Here is a 22,398-nt window from a genome sequence, read left to right as displayed (position 1 = left end):
TGCTTATTTCGCCCAGCTGTCTTTCAGGCCGACGGTGCGGTTGAACACGATCTTGCAGCCCGGCTGGTGCTCAAGGCGGTCGGTGACGAAGTAGCCGATGCGCTCGAACTGGTAGCGTGTTTCCGGCGCCGCGTCGCGCACCACCGGTTCCACGTAGCCGGTGATGGTCTGCAGCGAATCCGGGTTCAGGAACTGCATGAAGTCGACGTATTCGCCGTCCTCGCCGCGCACCGCGTCCGGACGCGGCTCGTTGAACAGGCGGTCGTACAGGCGCACTTCGGCTTCCACCGAGTGGCTGGCGGAAATCCAGTGGATCACGCCCTTCACCTTGCGGCCAACCGGGTTCTGGCCCAGCGTGTCGTGGTCGATGGAGCACTTCAGCTCGATCACCTTGCCGTCGGCGTCCTTGATCACCTCGTCGCACTTGATCACGTAGCTGTAGCGCAGGCGCACTTCGCCGCCGGCGGTCAGGCGCTGCCACTTCGGCGGCGGCACTTCGGCGAAGTCGTCGCGTTCGATGTAGATCTCGCGCGCGATCGGCACGTCGCGCTCGCCGAACTCCGGATGGTGCGGATGGTACGGTGCGCTGCGGCTGGCGGTAACGCCGTCCTGGAAGTTGGTGAGGGTGACCTTGATCGGGTCCAGCACCGCCATCACGCGCGGGGCTTCGCTTTCCAGCGTCTCGCGTACCGCGCCTTCGAGGATGGCGAGGTCGATGATGTTTTCACCGCGCGACACGCCGATGCGCTGCGAGAACAGGCGGATGCCGGCCGGGCTGTAGCCGCGGCGGCGCATGCCTTCGATGGTCGGCATGCGCGGGTCGTCCCAGCCGCTGACCTTGCCTTCGGTGACCAGCGCGTTCAGCTTGCGCTTGGAAGTCAGCGCGTACAGCAGTTCCAGGCGCGAGAATTCGTACTGGCGCGGGTGGCAGCCGATGCTGATGTTGTCCAGCACCCAGTCGTACAGCGGGCGGTGGTCTTCGAACTCCAGCGTGCACAGCGAGTGGGTGATGCCCTCGATCGCGTCCGAGATGCAGTGGGTGTAGTCGTACATCGGGTAGATGCACCACGCGTCGCCGGTGCGGTGGTGATGGGCGCGGCGGATGCGGTAGATCACCGGGTCGCGCAGGTTCACGTTGCCGGAGCTCATGTCGATCTTCAGGCGCAGGGTCTTGCTGCCGTCGGCGAACTCGCCGTTCTTCATGCGCGTGAACAGGTCGAGGTTTTCCTCGACGCTGCGCTCGCGGTACGGGCTGTTCTTGCCCGGTTCGGTCAGGCTGCCGCGGTATTCGCGCATCTGCTCGGCGTTGAGGTCGCAGACGAAGGCGTGGCCGGTCTTGATCAGCTCGATCGCGTAGTCGTACAGCTGCTGGAAGTAGTCGGACGCGTAGCGCACCTCGCCATCCCACTGGAAGCCGAGCCAGGCCACGCTGTCCTTGATGGACTGCACGTACTCGTCGGATTCCTTCTCCGGGTTGGTGTCGTCCATGCGCAGGTTGCACTTGCCCTGGTAGTCCTCGGCCAAGCCGAAGTTCAGGCAGATCGACTTGGCGTGGCCGATGTGCAGGTAGCCGTTGGGTTCCGGCGGAAAGCGGGTAACGATGCTGCTGTGTTTGCCGGAGGCAAGGTCTTCATCGATGATGGCGCGGATGAAGTTGCTGATGACGGGCGCGTTGTTTTCTACGGACATGGTGATGAATTCGGTCGGCAATAATCTGATCCTGCGATTGTACCCGATTCGCCTGTTGCCGCGCAGTGCCGCTGCAGTGCTGCGCCATTTGATCCGCATCAACTGCGCGCCAGCCAGTTCATGACGTTGACAATAGCGGGGCGTAGCATGTTTCTGTTACCCCACCGTGAAGAGTCGCACCATGAATGACGAAAACAGCAAGGAACAAGTGTTGAACAACGAAACCGGCGAAACTGGCAGCGTGGCCGCCGAGCCGCAACAGCCGGCCCCGGCACGGCGCCGCAGCGCGGTGGCCAAGGCGCGCGAGGCGGCGGCGCGCGAAATCGAGGCCATCAGCCATGCGCCGGTGGCGCTGCAGGTGGCGCACGCGCCGCACGGCAGCCTTGAAGACAGCACCAGCGCGCCGTTGCCGGCGGACTTCCCGTACCGCAGCCGCATCAAGCGCGACGACTACGAGCGGCAGAAGGCCGCGCTGCAGGTCGAGCTGCTGAAGGTGCAGAACTGGGTCAAGGAAACGGGGCAGAAGATCGTGGTGCTGTTCGAAGGGCGCGATGCCGCCGGCAAGGGCGGCACCATCAAGCGCTTCATGGAGCACCTCAATCCGCGCGGTGCGCGGGTGGTGGCGCTGGAAAAGCCGACCGAACAGGAACGCGGCCAGTGGTACTTCCAGCGTTACATCCAGCACCTGCCCACCGCCGGCGAGATGGTGCTGTTCGACCGCAGCTGGTACAACCGCGCCGGCGTGGAGCGGGTGATGGGCTTCTGCACGCCGCAGGAATACCTGGAATTCATGCGCCAGACACCGCAGCTGGAGCGCATGCTGGTCAACAGCGGCATCCACCTGTTCAAGTTCTGGTTCTCGGTCAGCCGCGAGGAGCAGCTGCGCCGCTTCATCTCGCGCCGTGACGATCCGCTGAAGCACTGGAAGCTGTCGCCGATCGACATCCAGTCGCTGGACAAGTGGAACGACTACACCGAGGCGAAGAAGGCGATGTTCTTCCACACCGATACCGGCGACGCGCCGTGGGCGGTGATCAAGTCCGACGACAAGAAGCGCGCCCGTCTCAACTGCCTGCGCCACTTCCTGTGGCAGTTGCCGTACCCGGACAAGAACCTGGCCATCATCCGTCCCGACGACAAGATCGTCGGCGCCGCCGGCAGTGTGTTCGAGGCGTCGGAGAAGGAGCTGGACCGCTTCTGACCGGTCGCGGCGGCGCGCGGGGCAGCGCGCCGTTGTCGCCGTGAAAATGACAAAGGTTGGCCGCAAGCGGGTTGCGGCCAACCTTTTGTCGCTTTCGGCCCTGCGTGACGGCCGGCGCCGGTTCAGTGCTTCAATTGTTCCACAGCTTCAGCAGGAAGGCCGGGCGCACGCCGGCCTCCTGCGGCGACACCGGCTGGCTGATGGCGTAGTCGGCAAGGCCGGTGTTGCGCGGCATCGGTTCGCCGTACACCTCGCCGTTGGCGGCGCGCACGCTGGCGACGCGCGGCTGGGTGTTGTTGCCGTCGGCGGCGCGGTGGGTGACGATGGCGATTTCCTGGTTGGCCAGGCGCACGAAGCTGCCCGGCGGGTAGATGCCCAGTTCCTTGATCAGCAGCGCGACAAAGCGCGCATCGAACTCGCTGAATTCGCCCTTGTACAGCCGCGCCAGCGCGATGGACGGCAGCCGCCCGGCGCGGTGCGCCTGGCTGATCAGCAGCGAGGTCAGCACGTCGGTGAGGCGGATCAGGTGCGAGCCGGGGTCGATCTCTTCCTTCTTCAGACCGTAGGGATAGCCGGCGCCGTTCCACTCCTCGTGGTGCTGCTGCACCAGCAGGTGCCAGCGCTCGTTCTCCACGCCCAGATCGCGCAGCAACGCGGAGGACAGCAGCGGGTGGCCGTACATCTGCTGTTGCTGCTCGTTGCTGAGCCGAGACTGCTGCTTGGTCAGCTCGCTGTGCAGCCCGGTGGCGGAGATGTTCATGGTCAGCGCCGCGCACAGCAGCACCTGCATCTCGTCGGCCGGCAACTTCAGGCGGCGGCCGAGCACTGCGAGGATGGCGGCGGTGTGCAGGCTGTGGGTGCTGCCGTAGTCCTGGAAGGGCACCAGCAGGCAGGAGGCGATCAGCCCGTCCGGCTGCTGCTCGGCCAGTGTGGCCAGCCGCTGCGCCACCTGCGTCACTTGCGCCTCGAACTCGCTGACGTGGAAGTAGTGGTTGAGCAGGCCGCGCATCTTGTGCGCCAGGCTGTCCATCTCCACCAGCGGATTGCGGCCGCGGCTTTCGCGCTCCTTGCGCTGCTGTTCCTGCTGCTTTTCGCGGCGTTCGCGCAGCTCGCGCTCGGCGGCGGCCATCTTGGCGTCCTTGCTGATTTCGCCGTTGGCCAGCAGCCGCTGTTTCTGTTCCTCGGTCAGCACGTAGTGGCCGCGCTTGACCAGCAGCACGCCGCTCTTGTGGTACACGTCCATCTGCAATTCCTTGCCGACGATGACGTGGCTGGCACTCAATTTGGTAGTTGTTGTTTCACTCATAAGCTGCGAGCCCGGCCCTTGTGATGACGCATCAGTGTGTGGGTGCGAATGGTCTTGTTATGGTGGTGTCCGGCGCGGGAGCCGCTGCGACGCTGACGCCAGCGTGCGGCGGCCGCCCGCGGAGGGGTCAGCGCAGGTTTTTCGGCAGTTCGTCCCACAGTTTCAGCAGCCGCTTCACCGATACCGGATACGGCGTCTTTAGCTCCTGGGCGAACAGGCCGACGCGCAACTCCTCAATATGCCAGCGAAACTGTTGCAACGCCAAGCTGGCGCCGCCGCGCTCGTTTTCTTCCGCCATGCGCGCTTCCCATTTCTGCCACAGGTCGCGGATTTCGGCACCGCGCTGGCCGTCGCGCTGCGCGTTGGCCGGCTGCTTGTCCATGCGCAGGCTCATCGCCTTCATGTAGCGCGGCAGATGCGGCAGTTGCTGCCACGGCGTGGCGGTGAGGAAGCCCTTGTACACCAGGCGGCCCAGCTGTTGCGTCAGCTCGTGGCCGAGGCGGTGCTTCTGCAGCTTGGGCAGCAGCGCCTGGTATTCGGCGGCGATCTGGTTCAGGTAGCTGGTCACCGCCTGCGTCACCGCCGGCAGCCGGGTACGGGCGCGCGCCTTCTGCTCGTTGAACGCCTTCTCGCTGCGCGGCACCTCGTCGTCGCCGATGAAGGCGCGGTCGCAGATGGCGGAGATGGCGTCCTGCAGCAGCTCGTCGACATTGCACACGTTGCGAAGCTGCAGGCCGAGCTGGGTCATGCCCGGCAGGCCCTTGTTCAGCTGCTTCATGTGCTCCTTCAGCTGGTACTGCAGCAGGCGCACCACGCCGCGGCGATGCTCGAGGTTGGCCGCCGTCTCGGTGTCGAACAGGCGGATCGCCACCCGCTCACCCTTGGCGTCGGTCTCGATGGTCAGCGCCGGGAAGCCGGTCAGCTGCTGGCGGCCGCGCGCGAACTGGATCGCCTGCGGCAGCTCGCCGAAGTCCCAGGCCTCGACCTTGTCGCGCTCGAATTCGGCGCTGGTGTCGCGGAAGGTCAGCTGCGCCGCCTGGCCGAACTGCTTCTGCAGCTCGATCAGGTCGCGGCCCATGCCGATTTCCTGCTTGCCGTCGTCGACGATGCGGAAGTTGAACAGCAGGTGAGGCGGCAGCTCGGCCTGGCTGAACGCCAGCGGATCCACCTTCAACCCGCCGGTATGGCGCAGGATGAAGTGCGCCAGCTGCGGCGCGATCGGCTGCTGGGTGTCCGGGTTGCTCAGCAGGAACTGGGTCACGAAATCCGGCACCGGTACGCAGCAGCGGCGAATCTGCTTGGGCAGCGCCTTGATCATCGCCTGCAGCTTTTCGCGGATCATGCCCGGCACCAGCCATTCGAATTCCGCCGGTTGCAGGGTGTTGAGCACCGCCAGCGGCAGGTCGATGGTGACGCCGTCCAGCGGGTGGTTCGGCTCGAAACGGTAGCGCAGGCGGCAGCGGCTCTCGGCCAGCTCGCGCCACTCGGGGAACTGGTTTTCCGACACGTGCTCGGCGGCGTGGCGCATCAGCTCGTCGCGGGTCAGGAACAGGACTTTCGGGTTCTGCTGTTCCGCTTCCTTGCGCCACGCCTCGAAGCTGGCGGCGTCGACGACGTCTGACCCGATGCGCTCGGCGTAGAACGCGTACAGCGCGTCCTCGTCCACCAGCACGTCCTGGCGCCGCGCCTTGTGCTCCAGCTGTTCCACCTCGCGGATCAGCTGCTGGTTGCGCTGGAAGAACGGTGCATTGCTGACGTACTCCATCGCCACCAGCGCACCGCGGATGAACAGCTCGCGCGCCTCCTGCGGCGCGATGCGGCCGTAGCTGACCGGGCGGCGCGGGATCAGCGTCAGGCCGAACAGCGTGACGCGCTCGCTGGCCACCACCTCGCCGCGCGACTTTTCCCAGTGCGGCTCGAAGTGGTGCAGCTTGACCAGGTGCGGCGCCACCGCCTCCACCCATTCCGGCTCGATGCGCGCCACGCAGCGGCCGTACAGCTTGGTGGTTTCCACCAGCTCGGCGGTGACGATCCATTTCGGGCGCACCTTCTTCAGGCCGGTGCCGGGGAACACCAAGAAGCTGCCGCCGCGCGCGCCGGTGTAGTCGTCGCTCTCCTGCGACTTCATGCCGATATTGCCGATCAGGCCGGTGAGCAGCGCCTTGTGCAGCTTCTCGTAGGCGACCAGGTCGGCCTGCGCGCGTTTCTTCGGCGTGGTCTCAAGCTTGGCCGCAGCCGCCGGCGCGTGCGCCTTGTCCTTGTCGATCAGGTTCAGCTCGCTGGCGATGTCGGCCAGCTGCGCGTGCAGCTCGCGCCACTCGCGCAGGCGCAGGTGCGACAGGAAGTGCTCGTGGCACAGGTTCAGCAGCTGGCGGTTGCTCTGCTTGTTGGCCAGCGCGGCGCTGAAGAAGTCCCACAGATGCAGGTAGGACAGGAAGTCGGACTTTTCGTCGTTGAAGCGGGCCTGCGCGCGGTCGGCGGCCTCGCGCGCCTCGAACGGCCGCTCGCGCGGGTCCTGGATCGACAGCCCGGCGGCGATGATCAGCACCTCGCGCACGCAGTGGTGTTCGCGCCCGGCCAGCAGCATGCGGCCAACCTTGGGGTCGACCGGGATGCGCGCCAGCTCGGTACCGACGGCGGTGAGCTGCAGCTGCTCGTCCACCGCGCCCAGCTCCTGCAGTACCTGGTAGCCGTCGGCGATCAGTCGGCTGGACGGCGGTTCGATGAACGGGAATTCGTCGACCTTGCCCAGGCGCAGGGCGGCCATGCGCAGGATCACCGCGGCCAGGCTGGAGCGCACGATTTCCGGATCGGTAAACGCCGGGCGGGCGTTGAAATCGTCCTCGGCGTACAGGCGCACGCAGACGCCGGCCTCGACACGGCCGCAACGGCCGGCACGCTGGCGCGCGGCGGCCTGCGAGATTTTCTCCACCTGCAGCTGCTCGACCTTGGCGCGCGGGCTGTAGCGCTTGATGCGGGCAAGGCCGGTGTCGATCACGTACTTGATGCCCGGCACCGTCAGCGAGGTCTCGGCCACGTTGGTGGCCAGCACGATGCGGCGGCCGCCGGACGGCTTGAAAATCTTCTGCTGGTCTTCGTTACTGAGGCGCGCGAACAGCGGCAGGATCTCGTAGTGACGGATGCCGCTGCGGCGCAGCTTGTCGGCGGTGTCGCGAATCTCGCGCTCGCCGGGCAGGAACACCAGGATGTCGCCGGCGCCGTGACGCGAGATTTCGTCGACGGCGTCGACGATGGCGTCTTCCATCTCCACCTCGCGCTCGTCCTCGTCGCGCTGCTTCAGCGGCCGGTAGCGCACCTCCACCGGGTAGGTGCGGCCGGACACTTCCAGCACCGGCGCGCCGTCGAAGTGGCGGGCGAAGCGGTCGGCGTCGATGGTGGCCGAGGTGATGATGACCTTGAGATCCGGCCGGCGCGGCAGCAGCTGCTTGAGGTAGCCGAGCAGGAAGTCGATGTTGAGGCTGCGTTCGTGCGCCTCGTCGATGATGATGGTGTCGTAGGCTTCCAGGTAGCGGTCGGTCTGGGTTTCCGCCAGCAGGATGCCATCGGTCATCAGCTTGATCACGTTGCGCTCGGACTGCTTGTCGTTGAAGCGCACCTTGAAGCCGACGTGGGTGCCCAGCTCCGAACCCAGCTCCTGTGCGATGCGGGTCGCCACCGAGCGTGCCGCCAGCCGGCGCGGCTGGGTGTGGCCGATCAGACCGTACACGCCGCGGCCCAGCTCCAGGCAGATCTTGGGCAGCTGCGTGGTCTTGCCGGAGCCGGTCTCGCCGCAGATGATCACCACCTGGTTGGCCGCAATCGCCGCCTTGATGTCGTCCAGCTTCTGGTTGACCGGCAGCGCGTCGTCAAACGTTGGCCGCGGCCGGTGTTCGGCGCGGGCGGCGGCGCGGCCGGCGGAACGGGCGATCTGCGCGGCGATGTCGGCCATCAGCTTGTCCGACGGCTGGTTCTTGCGCAGGCGCTGCTCGGCGTCCTGCAGCTTGCGTTTCAGCGGCTGGCGGTCGCGCAGCAGGCAGGTGGACAGGGCGGCTTTCAGGGCGGCGGGTGTGGCGGTGGTGGTCATGCGTGGCTTCTAAAGAGCGGGCTGCGGAAGGGCGACAGTATAGCAGAGTGGCATGGGGGTGAGACGGGCGGGCGGTGCCGGCCCGCCGTGCGGGTCAGGCGGCGAAGTGCTGTTCCAGATAGCCGCGGATGGCTTTCGATTCGTACAGCCACTGCACCTTGCCGTCCTGTTCGATGCGCAGGCACGGCACCTGGATCTTGCCGCCGCCTTGCAGCAGCTCGTCGCGGTGGGCGGCGTTGTTTTTCGCGTCACGCAGCGCCACCGGCACGTTGAGGCGGTGCAGCACGCGGCGGGTCTTGACACAGAACGGACAGGCGCGGAACTGGTACAGCGCCAGTTTGGCCGCGGCGGCGTCGACGCGCTGCTGGCTGGCGGCATCGCGGCGCAGCTTGCGCGGGCGGGTGAGGTAGTCGGCGGCAACGATGGTGTTGCCGAGCACGAGGCGCAGGGCTTTGATCAGCATGGCGGAATCCGGTCGGAAAAATGGCCGCCAGTGTAGCGGCTGCGCCCGCCGGCGGCCAGCGTTGCCGGGGCTGAAAACTAATCGGCGATCAGCAGCGGCACGCCGCTGTGCTGCAGGCTGGCCAGCTTGTGCGGCTCGGCGTCGGCCTCGATCACCAGCCGGCCGATGTCGCGCATGCCGGCCACCGCGAACGGCGAGGCGGTGCCGAGCTTCTCGTTGGTGACGGCGAGCACGATCTGGTTGCACTGGCCGACCAGCACACGCTTGAACGCCGCTTCCTCGGCGAGGGTGGTGCCGACGCCCAGTTCGATGTCCACCGAGCAGGTGCCGAGAAAGCACAGGTCGGGACGCATGTCCTGCACCGCCTGCGTCGGGATACTGCCCAGCGTGCCGCCGACGCGGTGGTCCATGCGTCCGCCGATGACCAGCACCTCGAACTGGCTGCGGCCGAACAGCACCGCGGCGATGGGGATCGAGTTGGTGGCCACCGTCAGCGGCATGTCCGGCAGCGCGCGCGCGATTTCCAGATTGGTGGTGCCGGCGTCGAGGAACACGAACTGCCCCGGTTGCAGCAGGCGCACCGCCGCTGCGGCCAACCTTGCCTTGCGCGCCACGTTCTCGTGACTGCGCTCGATGAAGCTGCCGGTGTTGGGCGTCATCGCGATGGCACCGCCGTACACGCGCTGGCAGATGCCGGTGGCGGCCAGCTCGCGCAGGTCGCGGCGGATGGAGTCCTCGGACACGCCCAGCGTCTGCGCGAGTTCAGCGGCCAGCACGCGGCCTTCCTGCTGCAGGCGCTGGCGGATGTACTGGTGGCGGTCGCTGGGCAGGGCGATCGCCGGCGGGCGTTCTTTGCGTGCTTCGCTGTTCATGAGGGCGGCCTGGCTGAAAACAGGCAACATCGTGCAGTAGTGTGCAGCCGTGGTCAAATCCGGCGCGGTTCCTGGCACTGTTTCTGCCGGTTTGTGCACGATTGTTTGCGTGTTTGTTCGCGAAGGTGCACAATCATGCCTGTTGTTGCCATTTTTTCTCTGGGGGAGATTGCCATGTTCCGCGCCATTGCCACCGATCTTGACGGCACCTTGCTGGATGCCGAATCCCGCATCACCCCGCGCAGCGTCGCCGCCCTGCAGCGCGCCCACGCCGCCGGCTGCCGGCTGATCATCGCCACCGGCCGCCACTACCGCGACGTGCAGTTCCTGCTGGATGGCATCGAGCTGCCGATCAGCGTGATCAGCGCCAACGGCGCGCGGGTGCACGCGGTAGACGGCACGCCGCTGGCTGCGGCCAACCTGGCGCCGGCGCTGGTGCAAAAGCTGGTGCAGCCGGCGCTGGTGCGCGACGCGGAGCTGGCGCTGTACCTGGATGACCGCAAGCTGGCCTGCCGCTACACCGGCTCGCTCAACGGCTATCTCGATCGCGCCGAGGTGCACGCCAGCCTGGCCGACTACCACGGCCGCGACGTGGCCAAGATCATCTATTGCGGCGAGCCGGAACAGCTGCGGCTGGTGGAGCAGGATATCCGCTACCGCTTCGACGGCCAGCTGGCGCTGACCTATTCGCAGGACTGCTATCTGGAGGTGATGGCGCCGGGGGTGAGCAAGGGCCAGGCGCTGCGGCAGCTGCTGGCCGGCATGGACATCGCGGCAGAGGATTGCGCGGCGTTTGGCGACGCGATGAACGACGTCGAGATGCTGCAGCTGGTCGGCCACCCGCACCTGATGGCCAATGCCAGCCAGCATCTGCGGCAACAGGTGCCGCACGGGCGGCACATCGGCCACCACGCCGAGTCGGCGGTGGCGGCCTTGCTGGAGAGCCGCTTCGCCGCGTACGGCGTCTGAGCGATTGCTGGCCCCCGAATGAAAAAGCCGCCCGGTGCTGTCGGGCGGCTTTTGCTTTGGTGTCGTGCTGTCAGGCAGCCATGCCGCGGAACTGGCGCACGCTGTCGCCCAGCTCCGCCATCAGCTGATCCAGTCGCACCGTGGCGTGGGCGATGGTGTCGGTTTCGCCGGACAGGCTGCGGGTGGCGTCGCCGACGGCGCTGATGTCGCCGGCGAACTGGGCAAAGCCGTCGTTCTGGCTCTGCTCCGCCTGCGACACCTGGCGCAGCAGGCCGACCAGCGCGTGGGTGTCGCCGATGATGCCGGTCAGCCGCTGTTGCGCGTCGACGGTGTTCTCGCGGCCGCTGCGCATCTGCGCGTTGCCTTCGCGGATCGCCTCGATCGCCTGGTTGGTGCCGTTCACGATCAGCTGGATCTTCTGCTCGATGTCCAGCGTCGCGCCCTGGGTGCGCTCGGCCAGCTTGCGCACCTCGTCGGCGACCACGGCGAAGCCGCGGCCCAGCTCGCCGGCGCGGGCGGCCTCGATCGCCGCGTTCAGCGCCAGCAGATTGGTCTGGTCGGCAATGTCACGGATCAGCTGCACGATGCCGCCCACCTCGGTGCTGCGCTGGCCGAGGTCTTCCATGCGTTCCGCGGCGCGGGCGATGACCGTGCCGGCCTGGTTCAGCTGCTGCACCGCGGCGTCCATCGCGGCACCGCCGGCGCTGGCGGCCTGGCCGGCGGTGTCGGCCATACTGGTGGCGCTGAGCGACTGCTCGGTGTTCTGGCTGGTGGTGACCGCCATCTGCTGCGCGATGGCGACCATGGCGTCGGCACGGTGGCGCTGCTCGCTCATGGTGCGCGCCATCAGCTGGGTGCTGCTGGCGATGTCGCGGCTCTCGTTCTCGGCGGCGTCGAGCAGGCGGGTGACCTGCGCCATCATCTGCTTCATCGCCGCGGTGGCGCGTTCCGCCTCCTCGCGTGCCGATTCCAGCTTTTCGAAGGAGCGCGACTTGGCGCGCTCGTAGGACAGCCCCAGCGCCAGGATCACCAGAGTCAGGCCGATCAGCGACTTGGCCTGCAGCGCCGGCAGCTCGCTGTGCGGGATTGGCGACGTCGGGATCTCGCCGGCGGCGCTGAGCGCGAACATCAGGCCGATCATGGCAAAGCTGAGCAGCGTCCACACGATGCCGGCGCGGCGGCCGCTGACGAAGATGGCGGCAAACGGGATGATGGCGAACCACATGATGCTGGTGGAGAGGATGCCGCCGTTGACGTACACCATCCAGCTGACCATGCCGAACATCGACAGCACGATGCACTCGGCGACCAGGCGCAAGGCGCCGCTGAGCTTGAGCAGCAGCGGCCCCAGCAGCAGCGCCAGGCCGCCGACGAGGATGCCACTGCCCATCAGCGGGTGGTGCAGCTTGAAGTAGGAGAGGGCAAACAGCGGGGCGATGGTGCCGGCCAGCAGGCCGACGCTTATGACGGTACGGGCCCGGATCAGGGTGTCCGGGGATTGCCGGACGCTGTCCGGAATGAACCACTCGGTGATGCTGTTCAAAGACATCTGTGTTTCCTCGCGTTGTGTCGTGCGCTGTGGCCTGATGGCGCGGGCACGTTTTATCGTTATGTTTTTATAAAAGCGGGATCGATACTAAAACAGTTGTTTGAAACCATCAAGCGAGTGCCGGAAGCGTGCTTTCTTTTGTTGCGTCAGGGGTTTGCAAGCGTGGCCGCAATGAAAAAGCCCGGTCATGCATGCATGACCGGGCGGGGTGGGCGGGTGTCGCGGCGGGCGTTCAGCGGCTGAACTGGTCGGCCTGGATCGCGGTCAGCGCGATGGTGTAGACGATGTCGTCCACCAGCGCGCCGCGCGACAGGTCGTTCACCGGCTTGCGCAGGCCCTGCAGCATCGGCCCGACCGACACCACGCCGGCGGAACGCTGCACCGCCTTGTAGGTGGTGTTGCCGGTGTTGAGGTCCGGGAACACGAACACGGTGGCGCGTCCGGCCACCGGGCTGTCCGGCGCCTTCTGGCGGCCGACCGACTCTACCGACGCCGCGTCGTACTGCATCGGGCCGTCGATCAGCAGGTCCGGGCGCTTCTCGCGTGCGATGCGGGTGGCCTCGCGCACCTTCTCCACGTCGTCGCCGCTGCCGGAGGAGCCGGTGGAGTAGGAGATCATCGCCACCCGTGGCGGAATGCCGAAGGCGGCGGCGGAGTCTGCGCTCTGGATGGCGATGTCGGCCAGCTCTTCCGCGCTCGGGTCCGGGTTCACCGCGCAGTCGCCGTACACGTAGACCTGGTCCGGCATCAGCATGAAGAATACGCTGGAGACCAGCTTGGCCTCCGGTGCGGTCTTGATCAGCTGCAGCGCCGGGCGGATGGTGTTGGCGGTGGTGTGCACCGCGCCGGACACCAGGCCGTCGACCTCGTTCAGCGCCAGCATCATGGTGCCCATCACCACATTGTCTTCCAGCTGCTGCTCGGCCATCGGCGCGTTCAGGCCCTTGCTCTTGCGCAGTTCCACCATCGGCGGCACGTAGCGGGCGCGCACCTCGTTGGGGTCGACGATCTCGATGTCGGCCGGCAGGGTGATGCCCTGCGCCTCGGCTACCTGCAGGATCTCCTGGTGCTCGCCCAGCAGCACGCAGCGGGCGATGCCCTTCTCGTGGCAGATGGCGGCGGCGCGTACCGTGCGCGGCTCGTTGCCTTCCGGCAGCACGATGCGCTTGGCGGCGCGGCGCGCCTTTTCCATCAGCTGGTAGCGGAAGGCCGGCGGCGACAGGCGTTTCTCGTGGTGTTCGCCGATGCGCTGGCGCAACTGGCCGGTGCTGATGCGCTCGGCGACGAAATCGACCACCCGTTCCATGCGCTCCATGTCGTCGGCCGGCACCTGCCGGCTCATGGTCGAGATCAGGGTCGCGGTTTCCAGGGTGTTGGTGTCGATGGACAGCACCGGCAGGCCGCTGGTGAACGCCTTGTGGCACAGCTGCGCCACGCGCGGGTCCGGCTCGGCGTCGCAGGTCAGCAGCAGGCCGGCCAGCGGCACGCCGTTCATGGTCGCCATCGCGGTGGCGAGCACGATGTCCTCGCGGTCGCCGGGGGTGATGATCAGCGCGCCGGGCTTGAGCAGCTCGACGATGTGCGGCACCGAGCGTGCCATCACCGAGATGCTGCGCACGCGGCGGCGCGTCAGCTGGCCGGCGTGCAGCAGCTTGGCTTTCAGGTAGTTGGCCACGTCCAGCGTGCGCGGGGCCAGCAGTTCCGGTTCGAACGGGATGCCGCCGAGGCAGGCGATGCGCCGGCTCTGGATCAGGCGGCTGGACTCGGTGATCTCTGCGGCCAACGTGGCCGGGTTCTGCCCGGGGCGCAGGCGGTTGAGGATGTAGCCGGCCACCTGTCGCGGCTGGCCGCCGAAGGCCTGGATGGTGATCTCCAGCTGTTCCGCCAGCGTGTGGCTGGGCAGCTGGTCGGCGGCGCCGACCAGGATCACTTCCGCCTGCAGCGTGCGCGCGATCTTGCTGTTGATATAGGTGGTGAACACCCGTTGCTGGTCCTGAACCAGGCCTTCGACGATGACCACGTCGACGCCGGCGGAGGCGCGCTGGAACAGGTGTACCACCTCTTCCATCAACTGGTCGAGCTGGCCCTGGCTGAGCAGGTGCTCGGCGTGGTCCATCGGCAGCGGCTCCGGCGCGTTGAGGCGGCACAGCTCGCGGGCGAAGTGGGTGGAGCGTTCCGGCTCGCTGGTGTCGCTGCCCTGAGCGATCGGCTTCACGAAGCCGACCTTGAGGCCGTCCTGCTCCAGCGCGCGGATCAGGCCCAGCGAGACCGAGGTCAGACCGGCGTCAACGCCGATCGGGGCAATCAGAAAAGTATGCATCGCATCCTCCTCAGGCCGCCGGCTCGCACAGTGCGGCGGTGTCCAGCGCGATCATCAGCTCTTCGTTGGTATTGATGACCAGCGCCGGGGTGCTGCCGTCGCGGGTGATGCGGCCGGCCTTGCCGCGGAAGGCGGCATCGTTGGCCGCAGGGTCGAGCGCGAGGCCGAGGAAGCCGAGCAGCTTGATCACCTTGGCGCGCAGCAGCGGCGAGTTCTCGCCGATGCCGCCGGTGAACAGCAGCGCATCCAGCCGGCCCAGCGCCACCGTCATCGCGGCGATCTGCTTGGCGAGGCGGTAGGCGAACACCTCCAGCGCGATCTGCGCGCCGGCATGGCCGGCGGCGGCGGCGTCTTCCAGCTCGCGGCAGTCGCTGGACAGCTCGGACAGGCCCAGCAGGCCGGACTGCTTGTTCAGGATGTCGGACACGCCCTGGACGTCGGTGTTCAGCTCGGCGGCCAGGTAGCCGAAGATGCCCGGGTCGATGTCGCCGGAGCGGGTGCCCATCACCAGGCCTTCCAGCGGGGTCAGGCCCATGCTGGTGTCGACGCTCTTGCCGTTCAGTACCGCGGCCACCGAGGCGCCGTTGCCCAGGTGGGCGCAGACGAAGGCGGACTCGGCCAGCGGCTTGCCCAGCATCGCCGCCGCTTCGGCGGTGACGTAGCGGTGGCTGGTGCCGTGGAAGCCGTAGCGGCGCACGCCGTGCTCGCGGTACAGCGCCATCGGCACTGCGTACAGGTAGGCCTGCTCGGGCATGCTCTGGTGGAAGGCGGTGTCGAACACGGCCACTTGCGGCAGGCCGGGGAAGCATTCCATGGCGGTGCGGATGCCCAGCAGGTGTGCCGGGTTGTGCAGCGGCGCCAGGCGGGCGCAGTCCTCGATGGCGGCGATCACGCTGTCGTCGATCAGGGTGGACTGTTTGAAGGTCTCGCCGCCGTGCACCACGCGGTGGCCGATGGCGATCACGCTGCCGGTCAGGCCGCGCTCGTCAAAGTAGGACAGGATCGCTTTCATGGCGCCGGCGTGATCGCCTTGCGCCAGGGTCAGTTCAACTTTCTTGCCGTCCTGCTTGAAGCTGATGCAGGCGTCGGCGAGGCCGAGTTTTTCGGCGATACCGGTCACGGTCGTTTGCTGGCTGGCAGCGTCGATCAGCGCAAATTTCAGCGAAGAGCTGCCGCAGTTGATGACAAGTGTGTGATGGGTCATGTCGGGTCCGTTAGCATGAAGACGTCTGATGGAAGCCTCTGCCGGTGTTGCGTTCTTTTTATTGAAGCTGATGCCGCGTCATCTCCGCTCGCGATTGGTAGGCCGGAGCGGACGCTGGTGGGCAACAGGTAATTATCCGCTATTTTGGTGCGGCGCACCATCAGGGATTTCCTGAGTCCGGATCATGCCGCTTGCGTGCTGATTGTGCGCGTTCTGTTTGACAAGACAATGAATAGAAAAGGGTTTTGCCGCGTAATTTGATCAGATGTCGGCTAGGGCGGTTTCTTTTGCAAAAAGCCTGATCCAGCGCAATTGTGCGGCTAAAAAGTGCTTGCCCCGGGGGGGGATTTAGCCGACAATCCCGCCCCTGACCGCTTGGGTGGATCACGGAAGTCCGTGTTCTGGCAAGTGTTTTTTTATAGCACTCCGTAAACTCGTTAAGAGCGAGATTCGGCTGGTCTTATATCTTCTTCCACGGAGGTGTGGGAATAATGTCTGATCTGGCTTCGTCCCAGTTGCTGAAAGCTTCTGCTGCGCAGTTGCCTGTCTTTACCTATTTCGATCCGGCCTACTACGCGCTGGAACAACATGTCCTGTTCGCCAATGCCCCGCAGTATTACGGCCACGAGCTGATGGTGCCCAACGCCGGCGACTATCACACGCTGGACTGGCTCGGCCACGGCAAGATGCTGAAGAATGTCGACGGCGACATCAAGCTGATCTCCAACGTCTGCCGCCACCGCCAGGCGCTGATCTACAAGGGGCGCGGCACCGGCAACCACATGGTGTGCAACCTGCACGGCTGGACCTACGACAACGGCGGCCAGCTGATCGGCGCGCCGCACTTCCCGGAAACGCCGTGCCTGAACCTGAACCAGACCGAGCTGACCCGCTGGCAGGGCCTGCTGTTCGACGCCAAGCGCAACGTTGGCCGCGACCTGGAAAAGCTTGGCGTCGCCAAGCACATGACTTTCGAGAACTACGGTTATCACAAGTCGCTGACCACCGAGTACGACTTCAACTGGAAGACCTTCATCGAAGTCTACTCCGAGGACTACCACGTCGATCCGTTCCATCCGGGCCTCGGCAACTTCGTCGATTGCGCCGACCTGAAGTGGGAGTGGGGCGACCACTACCACGTGCAGACCGTGGGCGTGAAGAACAAGCTGGCGCGCTCCGGCAGCAAGGTGTACGGCAAGTGGCACGAAGAAGTCATCAAGCGCTACGCCGACCAGCAGCCGGAATTCGGCGCCATCTGGCTGACCTACTACCCGAACATCATGGTGGAGTGGTATCCGCACGTGCTGGTGATCAGCGTGGTGATTCCGCGCGGCCCGGAAAAGTGCACGGTGATCACCGAGTTCTACTACCCGGAAGACATCCTGTGGTTCGAACCGGAGTTCATCGAGGCGGAGCAGGCGGCCTATATGGAAACCGCAGTCGAGGACGACGAGATCTGCCTGCGCATGCACGAGGGTCGCAAGGCGCTGTGGCTGCGCGGCGAGAGCGAAGTCGGGCCGTACCAGTCGCCGACCGAGGACGGCATGCAGCACTTCCACGAGTTCTACCGTCTCCAGATGGGTGAACATCTGGCTGGCTAAGACCGTGTTTTGTGCGGCACAATAAAAGGGCGCGGATTTCCGCGCCTTTTTTTGTCTGTCGGGCCATCATGCCATTTGTATTGAGCGTACTGTTTTCCGTGTTGTTCTCCGGGTTGGCCACGGCGGCGACCTATCGCAATCCCTACCTGGGTGTCACCATCAACGTGCCGGCGGCGTGGCAGGTGCGGCCGCATAGCGACGAGATGCTGCGCATCGTGCCGCCGCGGCAGGAAGACCGCGAGCGCGGCGGCGTGCAGGTGCAGGTCAGCCGCCAGCAGTTGCGCGGCAAGGAGCCGCTGAGCCGTCTGGCGGCACGCTATCGCCGCGCCGACGACACGCGCGAGCCGGCGCAGGTGGTGCGCCTCGACCGTCAGCGCGGCCGGCTGGTGCTGTCCTATCGCGAGGGCCTGTACGTGCAGAGCGGGCTGTGGATCGTCAGCCAGCAGCTGGTGGTGTGGCAGCAGCAGGGCGATGGCCGCTACATCAAGGCGCACTGCAGTGCCAATGCGGCGGAATATGCGCGCTACCGGCGCGTGTTCGCCGATATCTGCCTGGGGCTTGCGGTGGCGCGGAAGGCGGAGGCGGGCGCATGAGTCGTCTCGGTTCCGGCTGGATGGTGGTGGCGGCGCTGTGCTTCGCGCTGATGAGCCTGTTCGCGGCGCAGGGGTCGAGCACGCTGCCGGCGTTCGAGGTGCTGTTCTATCGCACCTTCATCGGCCTGCTGGTGCTGCTGCCGCTGATGTGGCGGCGCGGCGAATCGATGCGCAGCCCGCACTGGGGCGCCCATGCGCGGCGCAGCCTGATCGGCTACCTGTCGATGGCGATGCTGTTCTACGCGCTGAGCCGGCTGCCGCTGGCGGCGGCGGTGACCCTCAATTACACCTCTTCCTTGTCCTTTGCCCTGTGCTGCGTGCTGTTGCGCCGCGAGCGGCTGCCGCCGGCGGTGTGGTTTGCGCTGTCGCTGGGCTTCGTCGGCATCGCCTGCATGTTGCGGCCAACCTTTGACGCCGGGCAGTGGTTCGCCGGGCTGATGGGGCTGGGCTCCGGCCTTGGCGCCGGGCTGGCGCTGTTCCATGTGCGCGAGCTGGGCGAGCTGGGCGAGCGGCCGTCGGTCACCGTGTTCTGGCTGTTCTTCCTGTCGTCGCTGTTCGGCCTGCTGGTGGTGCTGTTCAATGGCGGCTTCCATGCGTTGAACGGGGTGCAGCTGGCGCAGATGCTCGCCGTCGGGCTGATGGGCCTGGCCGGCCAACTGGCGATGACGCGCGCCTACAAGGAAGGGCGCAAGTTCGTGGTGTCTAGCCTGGCCTACCTGACGGTGGCGTTCTCGGCACTGATGGGGCTGGTCTTGCATCAGCAATTGTTGCCGATGCTGTCCTGGCTGGGCATGGCGCTGATCATCGGCAGCGGCATCCTGGCGGCGAGGCGCTGATGGCCGGCGCCTTGTGGATGGTGCTGGCCGCGGTCAGCTTTGGCCTGATGGGGGTGTTCGTCAAGCTCGGCGCACAGACGCTGGACACGGTGGCGCTGGTGTTCTGGCGCACGCTGTTTGCGGTGCTGCTGCTGGGCGGCGTGGCGCTGCTGCGGCGGCAGCGCTTCGCCACGCCGCAGCTGGGGCGCCACCTGAAGCGCGGCCTGATCGGCTACACCTCGCTGCTGGCCTACTTCTACGCCATCAGCCACCTGCCGCTGTCGACGGCGGTGACGCTCAACTACACCTCGCCGATGTTCCTGGCCTTGCTGTCGGTGCTGCTGCTGAAAGAAAGACTGTCGCGGCCTGCGCTGCTGGCGCTGCTGCTCGGCTTTGTCGGGGTGACGCTGCTGCTGCGGCCAACCTTTGACGGTGCCGCGTGGCAGGCCGGGCTGCTGGGGCTGGGCTCCGGCCTGCTCGCCGGCTGGTCCTACCTGCACGTGCGCGAACTGGGGCAGGCGGGCGAGGCGGAGTGGCGCACGGTGTTCTACTTCGCGCTGATCTCGACGCTCGGCGGCGGCCTGTTGCTGCTGGGGCGGCCGTGGCAGCCGCTGACCGCGGACAACCTGCCGTGGGTGCTGGGCCTCGGCGCCACCGCCACCGTGGCGCAGCTGGCGATGACGCGGGCCTACAAGGTTGGCCGCAAGCTGCTGGTCGCCAACCTGTCCTACCTGACGGTGGTGTTTTCCGCGCTGTTCGGGGCGCTGGTGTGGCAGCAGCGCCTGGGTGCCGGCGAGCTGCTGGCGATGGCCTTGATTATTGTCAGCGGCATTCTGGCCGGCAGGCGCTAATATTCGGAATGCCAGTCCCTTCAATCCACTCTCACCCAGGAGCCGCACCATGATTTCCATCCGCGAACAAGATTACGGTCTGGACGTTGCCCTCTACAACGAATTCACGCTCGGCGATTTCAAGCTGTTCGAGGAGGCGCTGCTCAAGCGCAGCGGCGAGCACGGCAAGCCGGATGTGCTGCTGGATCTGTCCGGCATCAAGGACTTCACGCTGGACATGGCGATGGAGGAGGTCCGCTTCATGCGCGCCCACGAGAACGAATTCGGCCGTTTTGCCGTGGTGGCCGACGACACCTGGATTCGCCTGGCGGCACACCTGTCCGGCCTGCTCACCCGCGTTCCCGCCGAGTACTTCAATACGGTGGAAGAGGCGCAGGCCTGGCTGAACAATCCGGTCACCGCTTGATTTTCCGGCGTATGCCGTTACAGTAGCGGCTTCCGTTTTCCGACAAGAACAACGCCGCATGTTGAAAAGTATCGCCAGCCGCCTCGCGACGGAACTCGCCGTCCGCGAGGCGCAAGTCACCGCCACCATCAACCTCATCGACGAAGGCGCCACCGTGCCCTTCATCGCCCGTTACCGCAAGGAAGTCACCGGCGGCCTGGACGACACCCAGCTGCGCCAGCTGGCCGAGCGCCTCACCTACCTGCGCGAGCTGGACGACCGCCGCGTCGCCATCCTGAAAAGCATCGCCGAGCAGGAAAAACTCACCCCGCAGCTGGAGGCCGCGCTGTACGCCGCCGACAACAAGACCCTGCTGGAAGACCTGTACCTGCCGTACAAGCCGAAGCGCCGCACCAAGGCGCAGATCGCGCGCGAAGCCGGGCTGGAGCCGCTGGCCGACAGCCTGCTCGCCGACCCGACGCAGCAGCCGGAAACGTTGGCCGCGGGCTATGTCGACGCCGACCAGGGCGTGGTCGATGCCAAGGCGGCGCTGGACGGCGCGCGCGCCATTCTGATCGAACGCTTTGCCGAAGACGCCGCGCTGCTGGGTCGCCTGCGCGAGAAGCTGTGGAACGAGGGCGAGCTGGCGGCGGCGGTGATCGCCGGCAAGGAGCAGGAGGGCGCCAAGTTCGCCGATTACTTCGCGCATCGCGAGCCGCTGAAAACCACGCCTTCGCACCGCGCGCTGGCGCTCTTGCGCGGCCGCAACGAGGGCATCCTGTCTGTGGCGCTGAAATACCAGCCGGACGAGACGCCGATCACGCAGCGCTCGGCCTACGAGGAACTGATCGCCGCACAGTTCGGCATCAAGGACGCCGGCCGCGCCGCCGACAAGTGGCTGCTGGACGGCGTACGTCTGTGCTGGCGCGCCAAGATCTTCCTGTCGCTGGAGCTGGAGCTGGTGTCGAAGCTGAAGGACGCCGCCGACGCCGAGGCGATCAGGGTGTTTGCGGCCAACCTGCACGACCTGCTGCTGGCGGCGCCGGCCGGCCCGCGCGCCACCATCGGCCTCGACCCCGGCCTGCGTACCGGCGTGAAGGTGGCGGTGGTGGACAACACCGGCAAGCTGCTCGATACCGCCACCATCTATCCGCACGAGCCGCGCCGCGACTGGGAGCGCTCGGTCGCCATTCTCGGCGCGCTGGCGCACAAGCACCGGGTCGAGCTGGTCGCCATCGGCAACGGCACCGCCAGCCGTGAAACCGACAAGCTGGCGCAGGACGTGATCAAGGCCTTCCCGCAACTGAACCTGACCAAGATCGTGGTCAGCGAGGCCGGCGCCTCGGTGTACTCCGCCTCCGAGCTGGCGGCCAAGGAGTTCCCGGAGCTGGATGTGTCCCTGCGCGGCGCGGTGTCGATCGCCCGCCGCCTGCAGGACCCGCTGGCCGAGCTGGTGAAGATCGATCCGAAGTCCATCGGTGTCGGCCAGTACCAGCACGACGTGAACCAGAGCCAGCTGGCGAAGAGTCTGGACGCGGTGGTGGAAGACTGCGTGAACGCGGTCGGGGTCGACGTCAACATGGCGTCGGTGCCGCTGCTGACGCGCATCTCCGGTCTCAATAGTACGCTGGCGGCCAACATCGTCGCGCATCGCGACGCCAACGGCGCATTCAAGTCGCGCAAGGAGCTGCTCAAGGTCAGTCGTCTCGGCGAGAAAACCTTCGAGCAGGCCGCCGGCTTCCTGCGGATCAGCAATGGCGACAACCCGCTGGACGCCTCCTCGGTGCATCCGGAAGCCTATCCGGTGGTGGAGCAGATCGTCAGCAAGACTGGCCGCGCGGTGAAGCAGATCGTCGGCGACTCGGTCTTCATCAAGAGTCTGCGTGCCAGTGACTACACCGACGAACGCTTCGGCCTGCCAACGGTAATGGACATCCTGAAGGAACTGGACAAGCCGGGGCGCGATCCGCGTCCGGAATTCAAGACCGCCACCTTCCAGGACGGCGTGGAGGACATCAAGGACCTGCAGCCTGGCATGGTGCTGGAAGGCGTGGTGACCAACGTCGCCAACTTCGGCGCCTTCGTCGACGTCGGTGTGCACCAGGACGGCTTGGTGCACATCTCGGCGCTGTCCACCAAGTTCGTGGACGACCCGCGCACGGTGGTCAAGGCCGGCGACGTGGTCAAGGTCAAGGTGCTGGAAGTGGACGTGCCGCGCAAGCGCATCGCGCTGACCATGCGCCTGGATGACGAGGTCGGCACCGCGGTGCGTAGCGGTGCCGGGCGTAGCGACAATGGCCGTCGCCAGGGTGCGAAACCGGCGGCGCAGGACAATACCGGTGGTGCGATGGCGGCCGCGTTTGCCAAATTGCGTGGAAAATAAGCCGGATTAAGCCCTTGTCCGGAAGTGCCCAAGGTTGGCCGCAAGCGTTGCAGCCAACCTTTTTCATTTTTGTTGCTGGCGGGATGCTTGTGAAATCAACGACTTGTAGATTC

The 22,398-nt window shown here is 66.3% G+C and carries 16 protein-coding genes; 8 read left to right on the top strand and 8 right to left on the bottom strand.

Translation table 11 applies throughout. The annotated features are described in order from the left end of the window. Positions 1-3: 3 nt before the first annotated feature. Positions 4-1,689, bottom strand: a complete 1,686-nt coding sequence (locus IE100_RS10080; protein WP_189373958.1) for a glutamine--tRNA ligase/YqeY domain fusion protein — start codon at positions 1,687-1,689, stop codon at positions 4-6. 181 nt (positions 1,690-1,870) lie between these two features. Between IE100_RS10080 and ppk2 the strand changes: the two genes are divergently transcribed. Continuing rightward, positions 1,871-2,890 (top strand): polyphosphate kinase 2, encoded by a 1,020-nt coding sequence (ppk2, locus tag IE100_RS10075; protein ID WP_189373957.1) that lies wholly within the window; start codon positions 1,871-1,873, stop codon positions 2,888-2,890. A 130-nt stretch (positions 2,891-3,020) separates the two neighbouring features. On the opposite strand, the gene IE100_RS10070 is transcribed toward ppk2, so the two are convergent. From IE100_RS10070 to IE100_RS10055, 4 genes are all read right to left on the bottom strand, one after another. Further along, entirely contained in the window at positions 3,021-4,196 is a 1,176-nt protein-coding gene (locus tag IE100_RS10070; protein WP_189373956.1) for an HD-GYP domain-containing protein, read from the bottom strand. A 127-nt stretch (positions 4,197-4,323) separates the two neighbouring features. Then, complete coding sequence (hrpA, locus tag IE100_RS10065) at positions 4,324-8,280, bottom strand: ATP-dependent RNA helicase HrpA (protein ID WP_189373955.1); 3,957 nt, start codon at positions 8,278-8,280, stop codon at positions 4,324-4,326. A 94-nt stretch (positions 8,281-8,374) separates the two neighbouring features. Beyond that, positions 8,375-8,743 carry a glutaredoxin family protein gene (locus tag IE100_RS10060; protein WP_189373954.1) on the bottom strand — a complete coding sequence of 123 codons (369 nt, stop codon included), beginning with the start codon at positions 8,741-8,743 and terminating at the stop codon, positions 8,375-8,377. A 77-nt stretch (positions 8,744-8,820) separates the two neighbouring features. Continuing rightward, positions 8,821-9,615: a DeoR/GlpR family DNA-binding transcription regulator gene (locus IE100_RS10055; protein WP_189373953.1), complete on the bottom strand. Its 795-nt coding sequence runs from the start codon at positions 9,613-9,615 to the stop codon at positions 8,821-8,823. 174 nt (positions 9,616-9,789) lie between these two features. On the opposite strand from IE100_RS10055, the gene IE100_RS10050 reads away from it, so the two are divergent. Next, positions 9,790-10,584, top strand: a complete 795-nt coding sequence (locus IE100_RS10050; RefSeq protein ID WP_189373952.1) for a Cof-type HAD-IIB family hydrolase — start codon at positions 9,790-9,792, stop codon at positions 10,582-10,584. A gap of 70 nt (positions 10,585-10,654) precedes the next feature. On the opposite strand, the gene IE100_RS10045 is transcribed toward IE100_RS10050, so the two are convergent. The 3 genes from IE100_RS10045 to IE100_RS10035 form a co-directional block, all read right to left on the bottom strand. Then, on the bottom strand, positions 10,655-12,133 hold the full coding sequence (locus tag IE100_RS10045; protein WP_189373951.1) for a methyl-accepting chemotaxis protein: 1,479 nt from the start codon (positions 12,131-12,133) through the stop codon (positions 10,655-10,657). A gap of 232 nt (positions 12,134-12,365) precedes the next feature. Then, positions 12,366-14,453, bottom strand: coding sequence for a phosphate acetyltransferase (gene pta, locus IE100_RS10040; protein WP_189373950.1), 2,088 nt, complete (start codon positions 14,451-14,453; stop codon positions 12,366-12,368). A 10-nt stretch (positions 14,454-14,463) separates the two neighbouring features. Next, on the bottom strand, positions 14,464-15,657 hold the full coding sequence (locus IE100_RS10035) for an acetate kinase (RefSeq protein ID WP_189373949.1): 1,194 nt from the start codon (positions 15,655-15,657) through the stop codon (positions 14,464-14,466). Positions 15,658-16,148: 491 nt separating this feature from the next. On the opposite strand from IE100_RS10035, the gene IE100_RS10030 reads away from it, so the two are divergent. From IE100_RS10030 to IE100_RS10005, 6 genes are all read left to right on the top strand, one after another. Then, positions 16,149-17,258 carry an aromatic ring-hydroxylating oxygenase subunit alpha gene (locus IE100_RS10030; RefSeq protein WP_189373948.1) on the top strand — a complete coding sequence of 370 codons (1,110 nt, stop codon included), beginning with the start codon at positions 16,149-16,151 and terminating at the stop codon, positions 17,256-17,258. A 68-nt stretch (positions 17,259-17,326) separates the two neighbouring features. Continuing rightward, entirely contained in the window at positions 17,327-17,851 is a 525-nt protein-coding gene (locus tag IE100_RS10025) for a hypothetical protein (protein WP_189373947.1), read from the top strand. Next, a complete protein-coding gene (locus tag IE100_RS10020; protein WP_229800323.1) occupies positions 17,848-18,687 on the top strand; it encodes a DMT family transporter in 840 nt (279 codons plus the stop codon). Before IE100_RS10025 ends, IE100_RS10020 begins: the two co-directional genes overlap by 4 nt. After that, positions 18,687-19,517 carry a DMT family transporter gene (locus IE100_RS10015; protein WP_229800322.1) on the top strand — a complete coding sequence of 277 codons (831 nt, stop codon included), beginning with the start codon at positions 18,687-18,689 and terminating at the stop codon, positions 19,515-19,517. The genes IE100_RS10020 and IE100_RS10015 overlap by 1 nt, the downstream gene beginning before the upstream one ends. 49 nt (positions 19,518-19,566) lie before the next feature. Beyond that, the gene (locus IE100_RS10010) at positions 19,567-19,923 is read left to right on the top strand and encodes a SpoIIAA family protein (protein ID WP_189373946.1); all 357 of its coding nucleotides are present in this window, start codon (positions 19,567-19,569) and stop codon (positions 19,921-19,923) included. Positions 19,924-19,981: 58 nt separating this feature from the next. Beyond that, complete coding sequence (locus IE100_RS10005; RefSeq protein WP_189373945.1) at positions 19,982-22,285, top strand: Tex family protein; 2,304 nt, start codon at positions 19,982-19,984, stop codon at positions 22,283-22,285. Positions 22,286-22,398 lie beyond the last annotated feature (113 nt).

It is taken from the genome of Vogesella alkaliphila (assembly GCF_014652475.1).
Lineage (GTDB): Bacteria > Pseudomonadota > Gammaproteobacteria > Burkholderiales > Chromobacteriaceae > Vogesella > Vogesella alkaliphila.
Note: the sequence above shows the minus strand (reverse complement) of the source record. Positions and strands in the feature narration are given on the sequence as shown.

Excerpts from the sequence above, each read along its gene's own strand:
- IE100_RS10080 (WP_189373958.1), bottom strand. The coding sequence starts at position 1,689 with ATGTCCGTAGAAAACAACGCGCCCGTCATCAGCAACTTCATCCGCGCC.
- ppk2 (WP_189373957.1), top strand. The coding sequence starts at position 1,871 with ATGAATGACGAAAACAGCAAGGAACAAGTGTTGAACAACGAAACCGGC.
- IE100_RS10070 (WP_189373956.1), bottom strand. The coding sequence starts at position 4,196 with ATGAGTGAAACAACAACTACCAAATTGAGTGCCAGCCACGTCATCGTC.
- hrpA (WP_189373955.1), bottom strand. The coding sequence starts at position 8,280 with ATGACCACCACCGCCACACCCGCCGCCCTGAAAGCCGCCCTGTCCACC.
- IE100_RS10060 (WP_189373954.1), bottom strand. The coding sequence starts at position 8,743 with ATGCTGATCAAAGCCCTGCGCCTCGTGCTCGGCAACACCATCGTTGCC.
- IE100_RS10055 (WP_189373953.1), bottom strand. The coding sequence starts at position 9,615 with ATGAACAGCGAAGCACGCAAAGAACGCCCGCCGGCGATCGCCCTGCCC.
- IE100_RS10050 (WP_189373952.1), top strand. The coding sequence starts at position 9,790 with ATGTTCCGCGCCATTGCCACCGATCTTGACGGCACCTTGCTGGATGCC.
- IE100_RS10045 (WP_189373951.1), bottom strand. The coding sequence starts at position 12,133 with ATGTCTTTGAACAGCATCACCGAGTGGTTCATTCCGGACAGCGTCCGG.
- pta (WP_189373950.1), bottom strand. The coding sequence starts at position 14,453 with ATGCATACTTTTCTGATTGCCCCGATCGGCGTTGACGCCGGTCTGACC.
- IE100_RS10035 (WP_189373949.1), bottom strand. The coding sequence starts at position 15,657 with ATGACCCATCACACACTTGTCATCAACTGCGGCAGCTCTTCGCTGAAA.
- IE100_RS10030 (WP_189373948.1), top strand. The coding sequence starts at position 16,149 with ATGTCTGATCTGGCTTCGTCCCAGTTGCTGAAAGCTTCTGCTGCGCAG.
- IE100_RS10025 (WP_189373947.1), top strand. The coding sequence starts at position 17,327 with ATGCCATTTGTATTGAGCGTACTGTTTTCCGTGTTGTTCTCCGGGTTG.
- IE100_RS10020 (WP_229800323.1), top strand. The coding sequence starts at position 17,848 with ATGAGTCGTCTCGGTTCCGGCTGGATGGTGGTGGCGGCGCTGTGCTTC.
- IE100_RS10015 (WP_229800322.1), top strand. The coding sequence starts at position 18,687 with ATGGCCGGCGCCTTGTGGATGGTGCTGGCCGCGGTCAGCTTTGGCCTG.
- IE100_RS10010 (WP_189373946.1), top strand. The coding sequence starts at position 19,567 with ATGATTTCCATCCGCGAACAAGATTACGGTCTGGACGTTGCCCTCTAC.
- IE100_RS10005 (WP_189373945.1), top strand. The coding sequence starts at position 19,982 with ATGTTGAAAAGTATCGCCAGCCGCCTCGCGACGGAACTCGCCGTCCGC.